The following is a 15878-nucleotide window of genomic DNA, read 5'->3' as shown; positions in this document are numbered from 1 at the left end:
GTTATAAGATTTAAAGATTTTGACAACCTTTGATACTTTTACGGGTTGGATAGATACCATCCCCATTGAATCCAAATTTTACAATGTTCACATTTTGTCAACTATTGAGTGGACACTTTAGAAAAAACAACTTGCTTTGAAATTTCATATTGGTTTTTCAGGCCAAAACAGAAAGTTGTACCCATAGGGTAAAGCCAGATTCCCGTATTAAATGAGGACTTAGAACCATTAATGCTTGCCGATTTAGACTTGTATCTATCAATGGTATCGTTTTGGCCTTAATTCCCTAGGGAATGATTACTTTTTCAATAGTTCGAAGGGGTCTGACCGGTATGCTTTTTAAAGAAGATACTCGAGTAAGAGGTATAGGTAAAACCAAGTAAATACGAAATTTCCTTTAAGGATGGCGGGAAAGACTCCATAAGAATCTTTGCCGAGGCGAGGGTCTTGTCGGTGATCCACTGACTACCCGTTTTTCCAATCTTTTCCTTCAAAACAATTGAAAGATAATTTTCATGGAACCGTTGTATTTCTGCATAATCCTTTATATTAGGTATTCTATTGATCTTCCCTTGGAGCAATTGGGCTTAATGGTCACCTCCAAATCGTCCACTTTTATAATACCATGGGAATCAATGACAATTCCTATTGAAAAAAAAGTGGTGAAAAACAATGGGGTCTTCCAAGGAAGTGAATGGGCTGGATGGAGGATTATTGAAATGATCAAGGAAAAGTCATCATCACCGATATGGCCCTCGGAGAAATTTCCCCCCATAACTTTTATATTGTCAAAAAAATCGATTTTCTTTTAATTGACACCTTTGTCAATAATCCATCGGGCGATAAAATCCAGTAAATCTTCCCTATATATCGCATGCCCATTTTTGTGAAAAAGCAAAATCGAATAACTATAGTCGTTTTCTCACAACGTATTTTCTATGCGATCGATGCTCTTACCTATTCGAATGTTCGAATCTTTTCCGCCATACACAAAGAGAATGGGTACGTTTACCTTTTTCCAAAATGGAATAGAGTCATAATCGCTAATTGTATTGATGAATGTCCTTGTGGGATGGTCCGGGTCCGTTGGAAATCCCTTCACAACCTTTTTATCTTTCAGGTCGCCGGTTTTTGCTTTATCGAGTTCCTCTAGGTAATCACCATAATTAGTACCAGTCAATGCCGAAAAAATGCTCCTTCTATTGATTTATTAGATGTTCTATAATCGTTCTAGACCTAAAATGAATTTAACATTGATTTAATTGGTCCTGAAATTCCAAATCTGGCCGATGGTTTGGCCACCTTTGTCATCTTTTACGACCACCTTCCAAAAGTAATCGGTAGCGGCAACAGTTGTGACATTAATGCTAGTTACATTTTGATTTTCAGAAATCAAAGTTTCTGGAGGGTTATCAGTGCCAAAATAGATATTGAACACCAAAGGATCTCCATCAGTATCACTTCCTGTCCATTCCAATGTTGTTGTGCCTTCATTTTCAGTAGCATTCATTAACGGTTTCACAACTTCAGGGGCAAAGGGCAAATGATTGGATATAGCCTCGTTCTGTGTATACAGATTGAAAGTGGTAGAATAATCGCTTGAGGCATTTTTGCTGTCAGTTGCTTTTACCTTCCAATAATAGGCAAATCCCCTTTCCAATGTTATATTTTGAGTCGTTTTCGAACCCGTAACCATATGGGTAATTTCAGTGAACTGATTGTCCTTAGATATTTCTATTAGGTAGGTAATGACATCTCCGTTTCCATCACTAGAAGCGTTCCATTGAAAATCGAGTACATTATTGATACATAGTAAATTGTTGCTCGGATAAACCAGTTCGGGTACGGTCGGCACAACATTAACATCCTCCGTGGGTGCTGGTGGGTCCGATTTGCCACAAGACCACAACAGTAAACACAGAACACTTATGTTGAGTAACTTCTGCATGATTATAGTTTTACAATTTTAAACATCCTAGGATTTGCGAAATGAACATTAACTACATAAACTCCATCAGGAAGATCTTCGATATCTACTGAAGCTCTGCCACCTATTACCGGATACATTTTTGTGGAAATCAATTGCGAATGTATTGTGAATAACTCTATTACAACTTCGGTCTGAATAATTGGTAGGGCGATTTCAAAACTTCCACTAGTTGGGTTTGGAAATGCAACTACCGAATCAGTCTTAATGGTTTTGACAAAAGAGCCCTCACAGATTTTATCTGTAAAAATTTCAACCGAATCGCCCTCTTCTGCATCTAAGAAAAACGTTTTTGAAGAAGTTTGTAGTACCGTTTTCCCATTGACCATTGCACTGTACGGTGCAGTACCTTGATTGATTTCAATTGCCACTTTACCGTTTACAATGGATGACTTACCAGAGATATTGGCTGATTCGCCTAATTCAAGAATGAAACACTGTTCAAATGATTGCGCTGTATAAGTTATACATAAGTCATATGTGCCCGGAGCAAGGTTTTCGATTAGTAATTCATCATTAAAAGTGTAATTATTTCCGTCTATCGTAGCGACATAGTCGTACGCCAATACTGCGGCGATTTTTATTTGTGCATTGTTCGTGTCGGGGCAAGTCTCGTCAATGCCCTCAACGCTAAAATTATTTGCTGATAATTCAAGACATCCATCGGCATTGACCAAACTACCTGTAAGAGTATCAAGGCATTGGTCAATATGATCTAAAACTCCATCATTGTCATTGTCTATGTTGCAATTAGGATCTTTGCCTGCATCGTTGATAGTCCATCCGAAAGCATCTATAAAATTTTGTCTAACCACCTCACTTTCACAATATTGTAAAATGTTAGCGCCAAAAACAACGCCATTTTGAAATGATGACACATGACTCCAACCAGTTAGGGTTTTATCATAATTCTTGGTGGATATCCCTGTATCATCAAAAATTGAGGCCATTAGTTGTACTTGACCCAAATTCCAATCGCCTAAATCTTGATTAAAATTAGTAGCACCTCGAAACATCCCGTCAATCCAAAGCATAGCACTGGTGTCCCAGTTATTTAAAGGTTGATTAAATAGAGGTGCATCTTGAAACATATAAGAAGCATGGTTGGTCAAGCTCAAATCCCACGAATTCATAGTAGAATTCCCATTTAGTTTGGTACACGCTAAAAACATTCCATTGGTGGGTAATCCCCTTGTAAAATCAGGAATATCTGTCGCCTTCATATCTAGGTTCTCACAACCAGCGAAGGCAAAACCCATACTAAGCCATCTATTCGTTCCCCATTGATCGATTGAAATTATTTTGTCATCATCGCTGCCTAGATTAAGCTCTTCACGAATCTCACCAGCATTAAAATAGATTCTAGGAAATTTGCCGGTAATGGATACAGTATAAGTTCCAGGTGTATTATAGGTATGTCTGATATTTCCTGTAACATTTGTATCAGATGATCCGTCACCCCAATCTACGTTATAATCATAATTTTCTCTCGGATGTGTTGGTATTTCAATCTGATTGTCTGCCGAAAACCCTGGGTTATCGGTTTTCCAAGTAGTTACAAAAGCAGCCGGTTCCGAGCAATTTTTCCCATAGTCCTGAATCGACCAACCATAGTTGGTTATCAAACTTTGTCTTGCGGTCTCTCCCAAACAATATTGTGCGTCATTTGCGCCAAGTTCAACTCCGTTCTGAATTGAAGGTAATTCGCTCCATGCTATCAGCAATTTATTATAATTTTCATCCGAGAAGTCAGAATTGTCGAACATGAAATTCATGTTTAGTACGTTTGAGATATTCCAACCACTAATGTCATGGTCAAATTGTGATGAACTAAACATACCCCACATTTCCTTAACATTGCTCACATCCCAAGAAGAAAGGTCATAATTGCAATGAGTTGTACTAAACATATAACTCATTCTTTCAACATTGCTGACATCCCAATTTGAGAGGTCTTGATCAATTTGTGAAGATGCAAACATATTTCCCATGTCAATTACATTGCTCACATCCCAATTACTGATATCTTGATTGAATTGGCTACTAAAGAAAAGTCGTGCCATATATATGACATTGGAAACATCCCAAGCAGATATATCTTGATTAAAACTGGTTTTGTCAAACATCCCGGACAAATTTGTAACCCCACTAACATCCCATTCGTCAATTCTTGGAATACTAAAGGGATATTCACCAGCTCTATAAAACATATTGTAAAGGCTAGTCACATTTGATAAATCTGGCACATCTGTGGCCTCTATTTTTAATCTACGGCAACCCGAAAAAGCTAAACTCATATCGGACCAGGCGTTATTGCCCCACTGATTAATCGCAATCAACTTTTCATTATCGCCTTCGTCATTAAAATAGATTCTCGGAAAAATTCCTGAAATGGCAACCATATAAGTTCCAGAGGTTGCATATGAGTGAGTTATGTTTCCTGTGACCCCAGAATCTGAAGTCCCGTCTCCCCACTCTATGGTATAATTGTAAGTTTCTAGGGGATAAGTGGGAATCGTAATCTGATCATCATTAGAGACGCCCGGATTGTCAGTTTTCCAGGTGGTAATAAACTCGTTTTGTGCATTTGCAAGCGAAAGCGCCATGTAAAAAGCTAAAGTCAGAATATTTCTTTTCATGAAGTACATTAATGGCTAAAATACTAAAACGGAGAAATCGATAAATATTGTTGCGGATAGAAAGGTATTAGGAAAGGCCGAAAGAGTTTCGAATTAACTCAAATGCCATAAAATCCTCGCTTAATTTTTTGTTAAAGACCAATCACCTATTATGCAATAGCTCAAATATAAGCTATATTCACGAAATATATAAAGCTATGTCATAAAGCATCACTTTAGCATTACTAGGCCCAGGACCTCATAGCTACATATTTGGCCAACTTCTCTTGTATGCCCCTCCAGTAAAGGAATCGGCAAATCGGCGGATTTTTAGAACAACGGATTTTTTAGAATATCGTTAACCTATTTATAGGGTTGCGAGCTAAGCTGTCGTTTTTTGCAGCTATAAGGTCACTGGGCCATATCGGCAGGGAAACCATTGTCCATTACACTAAAAACGCGGTGGAGGTATATTACAACCGACAGCGTATCGCGCTGCACCCGCGCAACGGTTCCAAAGGGTCGTACAACACCAACATGGACCATCTGGGCGGTACCCACAGGCATTATAGTGATTGGAGCCCGGAGTTCTTCCGGGACAAGGCGATCGTCCACGGTAACAACGTTGCGAAATGTCTGGAACGGATCATCACAAGCCTGGACTGTCCTGAGATAAGGTGCAAAAGGGACATGGTAGTCATAAAGCTCCATAGGGCCTGCGGCTCATGGTGACTTGACAATGCCTGCAAAACCTTTAAACGGAATCCTATAAAATTTTGGAATTGGTATTCTTACCTAACGGAGGATAGGTGTCAATATGAATATCATGATAAAGTAGATTCCCTATCCGGAAAGGGTAAATTTGGAATCTGAAAAGAAAAATAAAGCATTCAACGAAGAACTAAAATCAATCAAAGTTCAAATAAACGATAGTTTAGGTACTGACGTAAACTGTAATGTGAACTTAAAAATTTAAACTTGTAGAGGCGTCCAAGATCCGTGAAGATTGTGGTTAAAGTATTATGAGTAGCCTAAGATGAAAACTGCTCCAACTTCTCCCTCAAAACCTTCATATCCTCCTCTACCTTGGAATCGATGATCTTGGCATAATGCTGGGTAGTCCTCAAGTTTTTATGTCCTAGCATTTTGCCGACCGTCTCAATGGGAACCCCATTGGTCAAGGTAACCGTAGTGGCAAAAGTATGGCGGGCTAGGTGGGTAGTAAGGTTTTTTTTGATATTACAACGGTCGGCAATTTCTTTTAAATAGGAGTTGGACTTCTGATTGCTCAATACCGGGATTACGCAATCTTTGTTCACTACCTTGGGATGGTCTTTATATTTTTTTATGATAGCCACTGCGGTCGGCAATAGGGGTATGGTAAATCCGGTATCGGTCTTGGTGCGTTTGGATTTTATGTAAAAACCACCCTCCTCATTTTGATAAATCTCATCTGGGCGCAAAGATTGGATATCTACATAAGCTAAACCGGTGAAACAACAGAGTACAAACATGTCCCGAACCACATTTAGCCTATCTCCTTCAATTTTTTTATCAATAAGGGCCTGGAGTTCTTCTTTGGAGAGAAACTCACGTTCCACGGTCTTAAACTGTACCTTGTAGTTGTAGAAGGGGTCTTTGGAGATCCAATCGTTGCCAACGGCAATTCGAACGATCTTCTTAAAGTTATTTACGTATTTTAGGGCAGAATTGTGGTTGCACTCTTTCGTTACTTTTAAAAAGTATTCAAAACCCTTTATAAACTTGAGGTCCACATCCCGGACCGGAATATCATTTTTACGGTATTCGGTCTTGATGTAATCCGCAACATGGCTACGGGTGGTATGGTATCTTTTATAGGTGCCCAGGGCGAACTCGATCCCGACCAGTTTTTCCATTTGTTGATTGTGCTCGTCAAATAACTTGATCAACATTTTTAACTTGGCATCCTTGCCCAAGTATTTATCCTTTATATCGTGTACAGTAAAAGGCTGCCCTTCCTCTATTAAGTCATGCTGAATTTTGTTGACCTTGTGCCTAATGGTGGCCATAAAGCGATTCAATTCCTCTGCTTCATAACCTTTTCCCTTCAATTTATTCATACGGGAATCCCATTTGGACGGATCAATTTTTCGGTTTAGACTAATTGATGTTCTGCGCCCATCCACCGTAATTCTTAGGTATAGGCCTGCTTTTCCGTTCTTGTCACGACGCTCATCTTTAAGGTAAAAAAGTGTAGAAAATGAATTCATCAATTTTTAGGTGTCGATTATTGCGAAATAAAGATATAAAAAAGAATTTATATAATTTCGTAATTACCTAAAAAATAGATATTTACAAGGATATCGACACCACTTTTTATTTTTTAAAATAGGTGTCGATTTGGTGACTTTTTATTTGATATTATTTGGTTTAAATTGACATGGGATAAAATAAAAAACCCTGTAAATCATACAATTACAGGGTTTTTGGTGTGAAATGATATCATTTCAGTGGAGCCGGAGGGATTCGAACCCTCGTCCAAACAAGCAATTACAATGCCTTCTACATGCTTAGTTTCTAATTAATTTTCGATGTGCACCTGACTAGAAACAGCCTAATACACACTTATCTTCTTAAGTTTTGGTGACAGTGCCGAAGCTTCACTACCCTTGTGTTGACTTTGATGGTGCTTCTGAAAGGGACGCCGTCAACAAGGGCTTCCCAGAAACATCTCGCTTCCCTACCTTGTAGGGACGAGGCTAATCCTACTATGATTCAGATTAAGCGGCAAGAGCGTAATTATTTTCGCCAATTAAAAAGTGTGGAAAATGAGATTAACGAGCTGTAGCCCAGCGCTCGGCATGCTTACATTCCAATTGGTCTCGCTGTCAAAACCAGTCGGCCCCTTCAATGAGATAGGTACGCTTTGCGTACCGTTATCGAATTGAATCCCGCCACGGGCGGGATCTTTTATCAAACCTGCCTAATCCTAGGATAAAGCCAGGTTTGATTCTGCTATCCGCAGAAATATTCTCTCATCTTTTTTTTCAATGAACTATACTCTAATCGTTTCTTGGGCGTTCCCTTTTTTTTGTCCTGCAAGGTTTTCAAAAACTTGTAGGTCTAAAAAAGGTCGGGCTTTCGGCTATATTTTTTTGATTCTTTCCCGAACACGGTCCAGGGTAAATCAAAAAAGATGCCGCCTCTATCCCTACCGCGGTCGCCAAAGGTACTCCAAAAAGTATTCCAAAAAAAGTTTTGCTTGTCATCTTGTCATGTGTTATATTTATAACTTTATTTGATCATTTAGTTATAAAAATATATTTATGAAGTTTGGGATTATTAGGGAACGAAAAAATCCACCCGATCGTCGAGTGGTCCTAACACCGGATGCATGCAAAAAGATGCTTGCCAGATATCCGGAAGCGGAAATTATGGTAGAGCCTTCCCCTATTAGGGTTTACACCGATGAAGAATATCGGGAACATGGGCTTAATGTAACGCCGGAAATGGAAAATTGCGACGTGCTTATTGGTGTAAAGGAAGTTCCTATAGCGTATTTGATTCCCAATAAAAAATATTTCTTTTTTTCGCACACCATAAAAAAGCAATCCTACAATAGAATTCTGCTTAGGGCTGTATTGGAAAAGAATATTGAATTATATGATCATGAAGTCATTACAGGTACCAAAGGTCAGCGCTTGGTGGCATTTGGGAGGTATGCCGGAATTGTAGGGGCCTATAATGGCTTAAGGGCGTACGGACTTAAATTTGGTTTGTTTCAATTGCCAAAGGCCGAAACTTTGGCCGACCAGCAGGCTTTGATATCCGAATTAAGAAAGGTAAAACTTCCCAATATCAAAATTATTTTGACCGGTAGGGGTAGGGTAGGCAATGGCGCTAAAGAAATGCTGGATGCCATGGACATCAAAAAAGTTGGAGTAGCCGATTATCTGAATAAAACCTTTCAGGAACCCGTATGTTGTCAGATAGATGCCTCGGAATACAACAAGCGCAAAGATGGAGTTAGGGGAAATAAGTCCAACTTTTTTGCCCATCCGGAAGAATACAGATCCAATTTTTTTCGTTTTGCAAAAGTATCCGATTTGTATATCGCCGGTCATTTTTACGGTGACAAGGCACCTTATCTTTTTACTAGGGAAGATGCCAAAAGTCTCGATTTTAGAATAAAGGTTGTAGCTGATATCAGCTGCGATATAGACGGGCCTGTAGCTACAACCATAAGGTCCAGTACCATAGCGGATCCCATTTATGGCTATGATCCCCTCACAGCAACGGAAGTGGATTATAAGAATCCAAATGCCATTGCGGTAATGGCTGTTGATAATTTGCCCTGCGAATTGCCCCGGGATGCCAGTATAGGTTTTGGCGAGGCCTTTGTAAAATATGTAATTCCTGCTTTTTTTAACGGGGATGAAGACGGAGTATTGGAACGCGCAAGAATGACGAAGAACGGAAAACTTACCAAGAGATATTCCTATCTACAGGATTATGTGGACGGCCTAGGGGTGGTGAACAATGATCAATTAACAGTAAATAGTGAACAGTGATGTAGGTCCCTGATATAGGTTGACCACTTAAAGAGTGGAAAACTATTCACGGGGCAAACTGGACTTTTTTTATTCCACTATAATCTTCCATTCAATAGTAGGATGTACTTTGGGAGCGGTGTAAGCTCCCAAGGCTACTAGTTGTAGTGTCAAGGTATTCAACTTTTCCAAAGTTTTTACTTTTAGAATTTTTGATTCCCCTGCCGGAATTTCAAATACAGGAGAGCTATCGTAAAAAGTGTAGGGCATAGCATTCTCGAACAATAGATCACTACTGGATATATTCTTGAGCTCCACTTCCAAAACCTGTGTTTTTTCAATATACGCTGCTTTCACAATTTCAATGCTAGACTGCAACAAGGGCTTTAGGTATTCGACCTTCCCAACCAACAATTCGTTATAAACGGCTACGGTTCTACCTGAAAAAAGGGCCTCCTTTAGACCTTCAATGCTCTTCGCCTTGGCAAATACCAAGGTAATGGGCCTATGGTTCCCTTTTTGGGTATAGCTCCAATCTATTAAGCCGTGAATGTCACTGGTGCCCATTATGGTTAAATTGTTCTCCAAGGCCAGGGCAAGTGATTCTTCGGAATAATCCACAGTATTAATGACCTCAATTCCGTGCAATCCCCCTTTTTTTATGCGCTCCTTTTGGAAATCACTTAAAATGGGTGTTCCGGCCGGACTTTGGGCATACCAAGCGGGATGGTTCCAAAATACAAAGGCATTTTGTTTTTTGGCCGCACTGAAGGCATCTTCGGCATCTTCATGTATTAATTGATTGGCATCAGTAATAAAAACGGCATTGTTGTGTCCAACAGGTGCGGAACGTGTTATTTCAGAACCTGGGATTATTAAAAGGTCATGTACCTTGGCTTCCTCCATGGCCAAATGGTAGGCACGGTTACGATCCGGATGGGGAATATCTGCCTTGTGGGGCTGGTACTCCAAATGTTCTGTAAGGGATATGGCATCCAAGTTTTCCCGCAGTGCTTCCTCCACTCTAATTGTTGGCCAAACCTTGCCATCGGAAAATACACTGTGCATATGTAGATCGGTCTTCAAGGTAACATAACCTTCTATATCGGGATAGGTTAAGGGCTGTGCCCCGGCATGTGAATGGGTTTGTGCGTTTATACTTAGGAAGGAGAAAAGCGAAGCTAGGGCTATAATGGAAGTTTTCATTTCGGTTGTTTTTTCAAAAATAATGGATTGTATATCTTGAAAATAAAGAAAAATATGTTCATTTGGTTAAGAAAAGGTAAATTAAGTCCATCATGAATCCAGCTGAAGAATATATCCTAAATCAGCCTGAGCCCTACAGGGGAATTCTATTGTTCCTTCAATCGGTTATTGAAGGTGCCATTCCAGGCGTGGAACTAAAATACAAATATAAAATCCCGTTCTACTACATCAATGGTAGGCCCTATTGCTATTTAAACCAGAGCAAGGATTATGTGGATTTGGGGTTTTGGAATGCAGCCCATTTAAGTGTGCATTTGGATCAGATGAACACAGAAGGAAGAAAAATGATGAAATCCCTTCGTTACAGATCCCTCGAAGACATTGATGCCACCGTTTTAAAGGAAGTCTTAAAAGATGCCTATAGCGTTAAGGATAAAAAATTTTGGAAATAAAATCAACCAAAAAATATAATAATTGTTCGTGGGATATTTACACGAATTTCTCTACGTTTTACTGACCATGACCATGACCATGACCATGACCATGACCATGACCATGACCATGACCACTGACCACTGACCACTGACCACTGATTACTCCTCAATCAACCCCTTGTCCTTATAAAGCTGAATATATTGGTTGCCCAACGAATCGGAATCTTTATATTTTTTCCTTAATCCATTCAGTTTTTCCTTCAATTCAGATACCTCTTGGACATAATCTGGATCGTTAAATACATTGTTTAGTTCCTGAGGGTCTTTTTCGCGATCATAGAGTTCCCATACATCTACATCGTAATAGAAGTGTATCAATTTAAACTCCTTGGTGGCAATACCATAATGCCTTTTTACGGCATGTTCTGCCGGATATTCGTAATAATGATAGTAAACGGCATCCCTATCCCATTTTTCCTTTTCACCCCTTAGCAAAGGCACTAGGCTTTTGCCCTGCATATCCTCTGGAGCTATTACACCGGCAACTTCCAAAAAGGTCTGTGCAAAATCAAGATTTTGTACCATTTCATCTTCTGTGGTGCCAGGAGTGATTACATTTGGCCATTTTATAAGTAGCGGGGTTTTAAAAGATTCATTGTACATAAAGCGCTTGTCGAACCAGCCGTGCTCCCCTAAGTAAAAGCCTTGATCGGAAGTGTATACCACCAAAGTATTTTCGGAAAGTCCCTCATCATCCAAATAGTTCAATACCCTCCCCACGTTTTCATCGACTGCGGCAATGGTCCCTAAATAATCCTGCATATACCGCTGATATTTCCAAACCATCAGGGTAGAATCGTTCATGTTGCTGTACTCCTTTTTAAAGGCCTCGTTAATAGGGCCGTATACTTCGTCCCATTCCGCTCTCTGTTCAGGATTAAATTTATTGAGGCCTCCAATGCCCAAATGTTCCTTAATGTTTAATTCTGCCAGTACCTCATCCGTTATCTTTAGGTCATAACGCAGGGTCATATGCTTAAGGATGTTCATTTCAGCAGGTCCTGCAGTAGTTTCACGTGTAGCGTAATCGTCGAACAAAGTAGTTGGTAAAGGATAGGTTTTCTTTGTGAATTCTTTATAATGTCTTGGTGCTGGCATCCAGGACCTATGTGGAGCCTTGTGCAAATACATCAACATAAAAGGCTTTTTTGCATCCCTACGGTTTTGTAGCCAATCCAAGGTGAGGTCGGTGGTAATATCGGTTACATAACCCTTAACGATAGTATCCCCTGTAGCAGTAATAAAACGTGGGTTGTAATAATCTCCCTGTCCCGGTAAGATCTTAAATTCATCGAAACCTTTTGGGTTGTTGCCAAAATGGAGCTTCCCGAACATAGCGGTCTGGTAGCCTGCCTTTTGTAACAATTGCGGGAAGGTAACATTGGTGGTGTCAAATGGGGAGATATTATCTATCTTCCCGTTAATGTGACTATGCTTTCCTGTCAGGATAACGGCACGCGATGGTGCACAAATAGAATTGGTAACACTGGCGTTGGTAAAGAGCATTCCTTCCTTGGCAATTCTGTCTATATTGGGCGTGTTGATAAGCTTGTCATCATAAGCACTAATGGCCTGATAAGCATGGTCATCGGACATGATAAAAACTATATTCGGTTTTTTTGAAATTTGTTCTTTTGCTTCCTGTTTACAAGAGGTAAATAATAAAAAAGATGCTCCAAAAATTAGATAAAGAAATGTGTACTTCATATTAGGTGTTAAAATGCTTTAAAAATGTAAAAATAGGGCTTTGTTTCAATAAATCCAGAAGTGTGGATCTATTTGTATTGGTTTAAAATTCCTTTAAAAGTGGTTAGTACCTCTTTTTGTTCTTTGGGATAGTTATCCGGTGAAAATGGATGTTCCTCCTCAATATCCTGAGCCAAATTATACAGTTCGCCAGTATCGTATAATTTCCATTGTTTATTCTGAACATATCTTTTGGGTTCAAACTTCCCCCAGTTTGGTGCGTAATGACAAAATATCCAATCCCTTTTTTGGAAATTATTACCCAAAAGTTGTTGGTAGAAGCTAATGCCGTCCAATGGCACGGGCGAAGTTGGCGTAGTTCCCGATATGTCCATCAACGTAGGTAGAAAATCTGTAAAATCTATTAGATTATTATTTATGCTTTTGGGGGCAATTTTCCCTTTCCAGTTTGCTATAAAGGGAACATGGGTTCCTGCATCCGTGGTATGGCCTTTGTCGCCTTTAATCGAAATACCGTTGAAGCTAGAGGTAACATCGCGGTCGGTTCCATTGTCCCCTACGAAGAGTATCAGTGTATTTTCACGAATACCCAATTCTTCCGTTTTTTTGATTATTTCCCCTATTATCCTATCCATATACTCCACCATTTCACCAAAATAGGTAGGATCATTTATTTTCGACTTGGCGTCAAAGCCTTTAAACTCCTTATTGTTGGGAGTGGGCACAAAGGGGTCATGGGTCAGTACCATAGGGTAGTAGACAAAAAATGGGGAATCTTTGTGGTTTTCCATAAAGGAAGTGATATTCTTTAGAAAGACGTCGGGACCATATTGGCCCTGGTGAGTTGTTGCCCCATTTTTCTTTGTACTCAGCAAGGGGTCTTTGTACCTAGATCCCAAATGATCAATTTGCCATAAACAAAAGTCGTCAAATCCTGCTTTTTCGGGGGTAGTTCCAATTCGGTCACCAGCTAATTTTTGTTGATACGCATTTCCCAATAGCTGCCATTTTCCGGCGATATAAGTTTTGTAACCGGCTTCTTGCATATAATGCCCAAAGGTTTTTTCCCTAGGGTCCAGTAGACCAAAACCAATATAGTTTCGAAAGTTGTATTTGCCTGTCATAATCTGAACTCGAGAAGGGGTACACAGAGGGGTGGAATAGCAATGGTCAAATCGCATACCTTCATTGGCCAATTTGTCCAGGTTTGGAGTGGGATAACTACTGCCCCCATATGTGCCAATGGTCTCGTAGCCCAGATCATCGGCCATGATAAGAATTACATTCGGTTTTTTGACGGCAATCTGGTTTTTGCCATTCTTGCATGATACGATCAAAAAAGTGGAGACTAAAAGAATAAGATAAAATTGCAAGCGAAGCATAGTTGGTTTTTAGGTATGGAATTAGATCCTTTTGCCTTAATTTTCTCAGAAAATGTAGGTTGAGGTACTAGCAAATTTATAGTATTTTCCCGCCAATGGCAAGAAGCAGTATTGTATAGATTCTTTTGGGTTATGGACATTGTATTGACAAGCCTATTTGAAATCAATTTTTTGGATTTAAACCTTATGAAATCCATTTGGGGGAAATGAGAATGCCGCATAAGAACGTGCGGCATTCAAATAATATTTTGGTAAAAACCCTTTAGGCTTTAATTTAAAGGGAGTTTACTGTTTTGCGTATGGCCACCAAATTGGTCAATAATTTTTCTAGATGATCCAAATGCAGCATGTTGGCACCGTCGCTTTTGGCGTTCGCTGGATCAAAATGAGTCTCCATAAATATACCATCCGCACCAGTGACTATTCCTGCCCTTGCAATGGTCTCTATCATATCCGGTCTTCCCCCGGTTACCCCTGAAGACTGATTGGGCTGTTGTAGGGAATGGGTGACGTCCAAGACTACCGGTGCATATTGCTTCATAGTTGGGATGCCACGGAAATCCACGATCATATCCTGGTAACCGAACATGGTGCCCCTGTCGGTCACCATAACCTGTTCATTGTTGGAATCCAAGACTTTTTGTACTGCGTGCTTCATGCTTTCAGGGCTCATAAATTGCCCCTTTTTTAGATTCACCACTTTTCCGGTCTCTGCCGCTGCTACCACCAAATCGGTCTGACGCACCAAAAAGGCCGGTATCTGCAATACATCTACATATTCTGCGGCCATATGGGCATCCGATATTTCATGTATGTCCGTAATAGTAGGAACCTTAAAGGTTTCGGATACTTTTTTTAAAATTTTCAAGGCCTTTTCATCCCCTATGCCCGTAAAGGAATCTACCCTACTGCGGTTGGCCTTTTTAAAACTTCCCTTAAAAACATATGGGATATTAAGTTTATCGGTAATGGTAACTACCTTTTCAGCAATGCGCATCGCCATTTCTTCCCCTTCAATGGCACAGGGGCCACAAAGTAGAAAAAAGTTGTTGCTTTTGGTATGTTTAAGTTGAGGTATGAGTTCTAGATTCATCGATCTTAATTTTGGAGCAAAGATAGGAATTTGGAGGTAGCAAATTATTCATTGAGCATTCTTAAAGTGTTTTGGAGGTAGGTTAAAATTGTGATAATTCTAGTTTATAGAGGTGCTTGGATGATAACTTAGTGGGATAATTGTTGTAAATTAAAGGGTTAATCAAAAAACAAGACATCATGGAAATTCAAAAATTACTTATTCCGGAATTGGAACATGAAGTAGCCCTTACAGAGAAGTTCTTAAGACGCATTCCTAAGGATAAATTGGACTGGCGCCCACATCCTAAATCCATGTCCATTAAGCAATTGGGGAGTCATTTGGCCGAACTGCCTAGTTGGGTGGTAGGTACGATGTCCCAAGATGAGATGATAATGGATGAATACAAACCTCCAATTAATGACAATGTGGACGAAATGATCAAAACCCTGAAATCGGCTGCAAAGGAAGCGGCAGATTCTCTAAAAGTAGCCAATAGTGAGTACGATAAGAAATGGAAAATGATTCAAGGAGGAAAGACTGTGATGGAAATGCCCAAGTATCAAGTGCTAAGGGGGATGGTACTTAATCAATTTCCACATCATAGAGCCCAATTGGGTGTATGCCTTCGGTTGTTGAACGAGTCGGTTCCTGCTACCTATGGTCCTTCTGCAGATGAACAATAGATCAATATGGAACAAAATAGTGTTTCAATATGAAGGGTCAATACTACTTTTCCGTATTAAAAGAGCATTAACCCAAGCTTTGTAAAACTACTTCAATATCAATAAGATAAGAAAAATTGGGCTTTTGTAGTTGGCGTAAAAAAAATGAGTATCTTTGCGCCCGCATTTAGGGTGCTTAGATGCGTTTAAAATCA

The 15878-nt window shown here is 39.7% G+C and carries 14 protein-coding genes and 1 other RNA gene; 3 read left to right on the top strand and 12 right to left on the bottom strand.

Annotated features, from left to right (window positions below; genetic code table 11):
* Positions 1-305 precede the first annotated feature (305 nt).
* From MWU84_RS05560 to ssrA, 8 genes are all read right to left on the bottom strand, one after another.
* Positions 306-581, bottom strand: a complete 276-nt coding sequence (locus MWU84_RS05560) for an AraC family transcriptional regulator (RefSeq protein ID WP_281502513.1) — start codon at positions 579-581, stop codon at positions 306-308.
* Positions 545-775, bottom strand: coding sequence for a hypothetical protein (locus MWU84_RS05555; protein ID WP_246899227.1), 231 nt, complete (start codon positions 773-775; stop codon positions 545-547). Before MWU84_RS05555 ends, MWU84_RS05560 begins: the two co-directional genes overlap by 37 nt.
* 147 nt (positions 776-922) lie before the next feature.
* The gene (locus MWU84_RS05550) at positions 923-1180 is read right to left on the bottom strand and encodes a hypothetical protein (protein WP_246899223.1); all 258 of its coding nucleotides are present in this window, start codon (positions 1178-1180) and stop codon (positions 923-925) included.
* A 78-nt stretch (positions 1181-1258) separates the two neighbouring features.
* Positions 1259-1948: a hypothetical protein gene (locus tag MWU84_RS05545; RefSeq protein ID WP_246899220.1), complete on the bottom strand. Its 690-nt coding sequence runs from the start codon at positions 1946-1948 to the stop codon at positions 1259-1261.
* Positions 1949-1950: 2 nt separating this feature from the next.
* Entirely contained in the window at positions 1951-4626 is a 2676-nt protein-coding gene (locus tag MWU84_RS05540) for a BspA family leucine-rich repeat surface protein (RefSeq protein WP_246899217.1), read from the bottom strand.
* Positions 4627-5016: 390 nt separating this feature from the next.
* Positions 5017-5220: a hypothetical protein gene (locus MWU84_RS05535; RefSeq protein ID WP_246899213.1), complete on the bottom strand. Its 204-nt coding sequence runs from the start codon at positions 5218-5220 to the stop codon at positions 5017-5019.
* A gap of 416 nt (positions 5221-5636) precedes the next feature.
* Entirely contained in the window at positions 5637-6857 is a 1221-nt protein-coding gene (locus MWU84_RS05530) for a site-specific integrase (RefSeq protein ID WP_246899210.1), read from the bottom strand.
* A 238-nt stretch (positions 6858-7095) separates the two neighbouring features.
* Positions 7096-7493, bottom strand: a transfer-messenger RNA (tmRNA) gene (ssrA, locus tag MWU84_RS05525).
* A 420-nt stretch (positions 7494-7913) separates the two neighbouring features.
* Here ssrA and MWU84_RS05520 point away from each other — a divergent pair.
* A complete protein-coding gene (locus tag MWU84_RS05520) occupies positions 7914-9158 on the top strand; it encodes an NAD(P)-dependent oxidoreductase (RefSeq protein WP_246899207.1) in 1245 nt (414 codons plus the stop codon).
* 69 nt (positions 9159-9227) lie between these two features.
* On the opposite strand, the gene MWU84_RS05515 is transcribed toward MWU84_RS05520, so the two are convergent.
* Positions 9228-10343: an Sb-PDE family phosphodiesterase gene (locus MWU84_RS05515; protein WP_246899204.1), complete on the bottom strand. Its 1116-nt coding sequence runs from the start codon at positions 10341-10343 to the stop codon at positions 9228-9230.
* Between the two features lie 92 nt (positions 10344-10435).
* On the opposite strand from MWU84_RS05515, the gene MWU84_RS05510 reads away from it, so the two are divergent.
* A complete protein-coding gene (locus tag MWU84_RS05510; RefSeq protein ID WP_246899202.1) occupies positions 10436-10795 on the top strand; it encodes a DUF1801 domain-containing protein in 360 nt (119 codons plus the stop codon).
* Between the two features lie 141 nt (positions 10796-10936).
* Here the strand turns inward: MWU84_RS05510 and MWU84_RS05505 are convergent, their stop codons facing one another.
* From MWU84_RS05505 to kdsA, 3 genes are all read right to left on the bottom strand, one after another.
* On the bottom strand, positions 10937-12544 hold the full coding sequence (locus MWU84_RS05505) for a sulfatase (protein ID WP_246899200.1): 1608 nt from the start codon (positions 12542-12544) through the stop codon (positions 10937-10939).
* A gap of 68 nt (positions 12545-12612) precedes the next feature.
* Positions 12613-13926 carry a sulfatase-like hydrolase/transferase gene (locus MWU84_RS05500; RefSeq protein ID WP_246899197.1) on the bottom strand — a complete coding sequence of 438 codons (1314 nt, stop codon included), beginning with the start codon at positions 13924-13926 and terminating at the stop codon, positions 12613-12615.
* Between the two features lie 274 nt (positions 13927-14200).
* Positions 14201-15019, bottom strand: a complete 819-nt coding sequence (kdsA, locus tag MWU84_RS05495) for a 3-deoxy-8-phosphooctulonate synthase (protein ID WP_031442727.1) — start codon at positions 15017-15019, stop codon at positions 14201-14203.
* A 179-nt stretch (positions 15020-15198) separates the two neighbouring features.
* Here kdsA and MWU84_RS05490 point away from each other — a divergent pair, with 179 nt between their 5' ends.
* Positions 15199-15684, top strand: a complete 486-nt coding sequence (locus MWU84_RS05490; protein ID WP_246899195.1) for a DinB family protein — start codon at positions 15199-15201, stop codon at positions 15682-15684.
* Positions 15685-15878: the final 194 nt, after the last annotated feature.

The sequence above is a fragment of the Arenibacter sp. F20364 genome (assembly GCF_023015905.1).
Lineage (GTDB): Bacteria > Bacteroidota > Bacteroidia > Flavobacteriales > Flavobacteriaceae > Arenibacter.
This window is presented reverse-complemented; position numbering and strand designations above follow the sequence as displayed.

Excerpts from the sequence above, each read along its gene's own strand:
- MWU84_RS05545 (WP_246899220.1), bottom strand. The coding sequence starts at position 1,948 with ATGCAGAAGTTACTCAACATAAGTGTTCTGTGTTTACTGTTGTGGTCT.
- MWU84_RS05540 (WP_246899217.1), bottom strand. The coding sequence starts at position 4,626 with ATGAAAAGAAATATTCTGACTTTAGCTTTTTACATGGCGCTTTCGCTT.
- MWU84_RS05505 (WP_246899200.1), bottom strand. The coding sequence starts at position 12,544 with ATGAAGTACACATTTCTTTATCTAATTTTTGGAGCATCTTTTTTATTA.
- MWU84_RS05515 (WP_246899204.1), bottom strand. The coding sequence starts at position 10,343 with ATGAAAACTTCCATTATAGCCCTAGCTTCGCTTTTCTCCTTCCTAAGT.
- MWU84_RS05500 (WP_246899197.1), bottom strand. The coding sequence starts at position 13,926 with ATGCTTCGCTTGCAATTTTATCTTATTCTTTTAGTCTCCACTTTTTTG.
- MWU84_RS05530 (WP_246899210.1), bottom strand. The coding sequence starts at position 6,857 with ATGAATTCATTTTCTACACTTTTTTACCTTAAAGATGAGCGTCGTGAC.
- MWU84_RS05490 (WP_246899195.1), top strand. The coding sequence starts at position 15,199 with ATGGAAATTCAAAAATTACTTATTCCGGAATTGGAACATGAAGTAGCC.
- MWU84_RS05510 (WP_246899202.1), top strand. The coding sequence starts at position 10,436 with ATGAATCCAGCTGAAGAATATATCCTAAATCAGCCTGAGCCCTACAGG.
- MWU84_RS05520 (WP_246899207.1), top strand. The coding sequence starts at position 7,914 with ATGAAGTTTGGGATTATTAGGGAACGAAAAAATCCACCCGATCGTCGA.
- kdsA (WP_031442727.1), bottom strand. The coding sequence starts at position 15,019 with ATGAATCTAGAACTCATACCTCAACTTAAACATACCAAAAGCAACAAC.
- MWU84_RS05555 (WP_246899227.1), bottom strand. The coding sequence starts at position 775 with ATGGGGGGAAATTTCTCCGAGGGCCATATCGGTGATGATGACTTTTCC.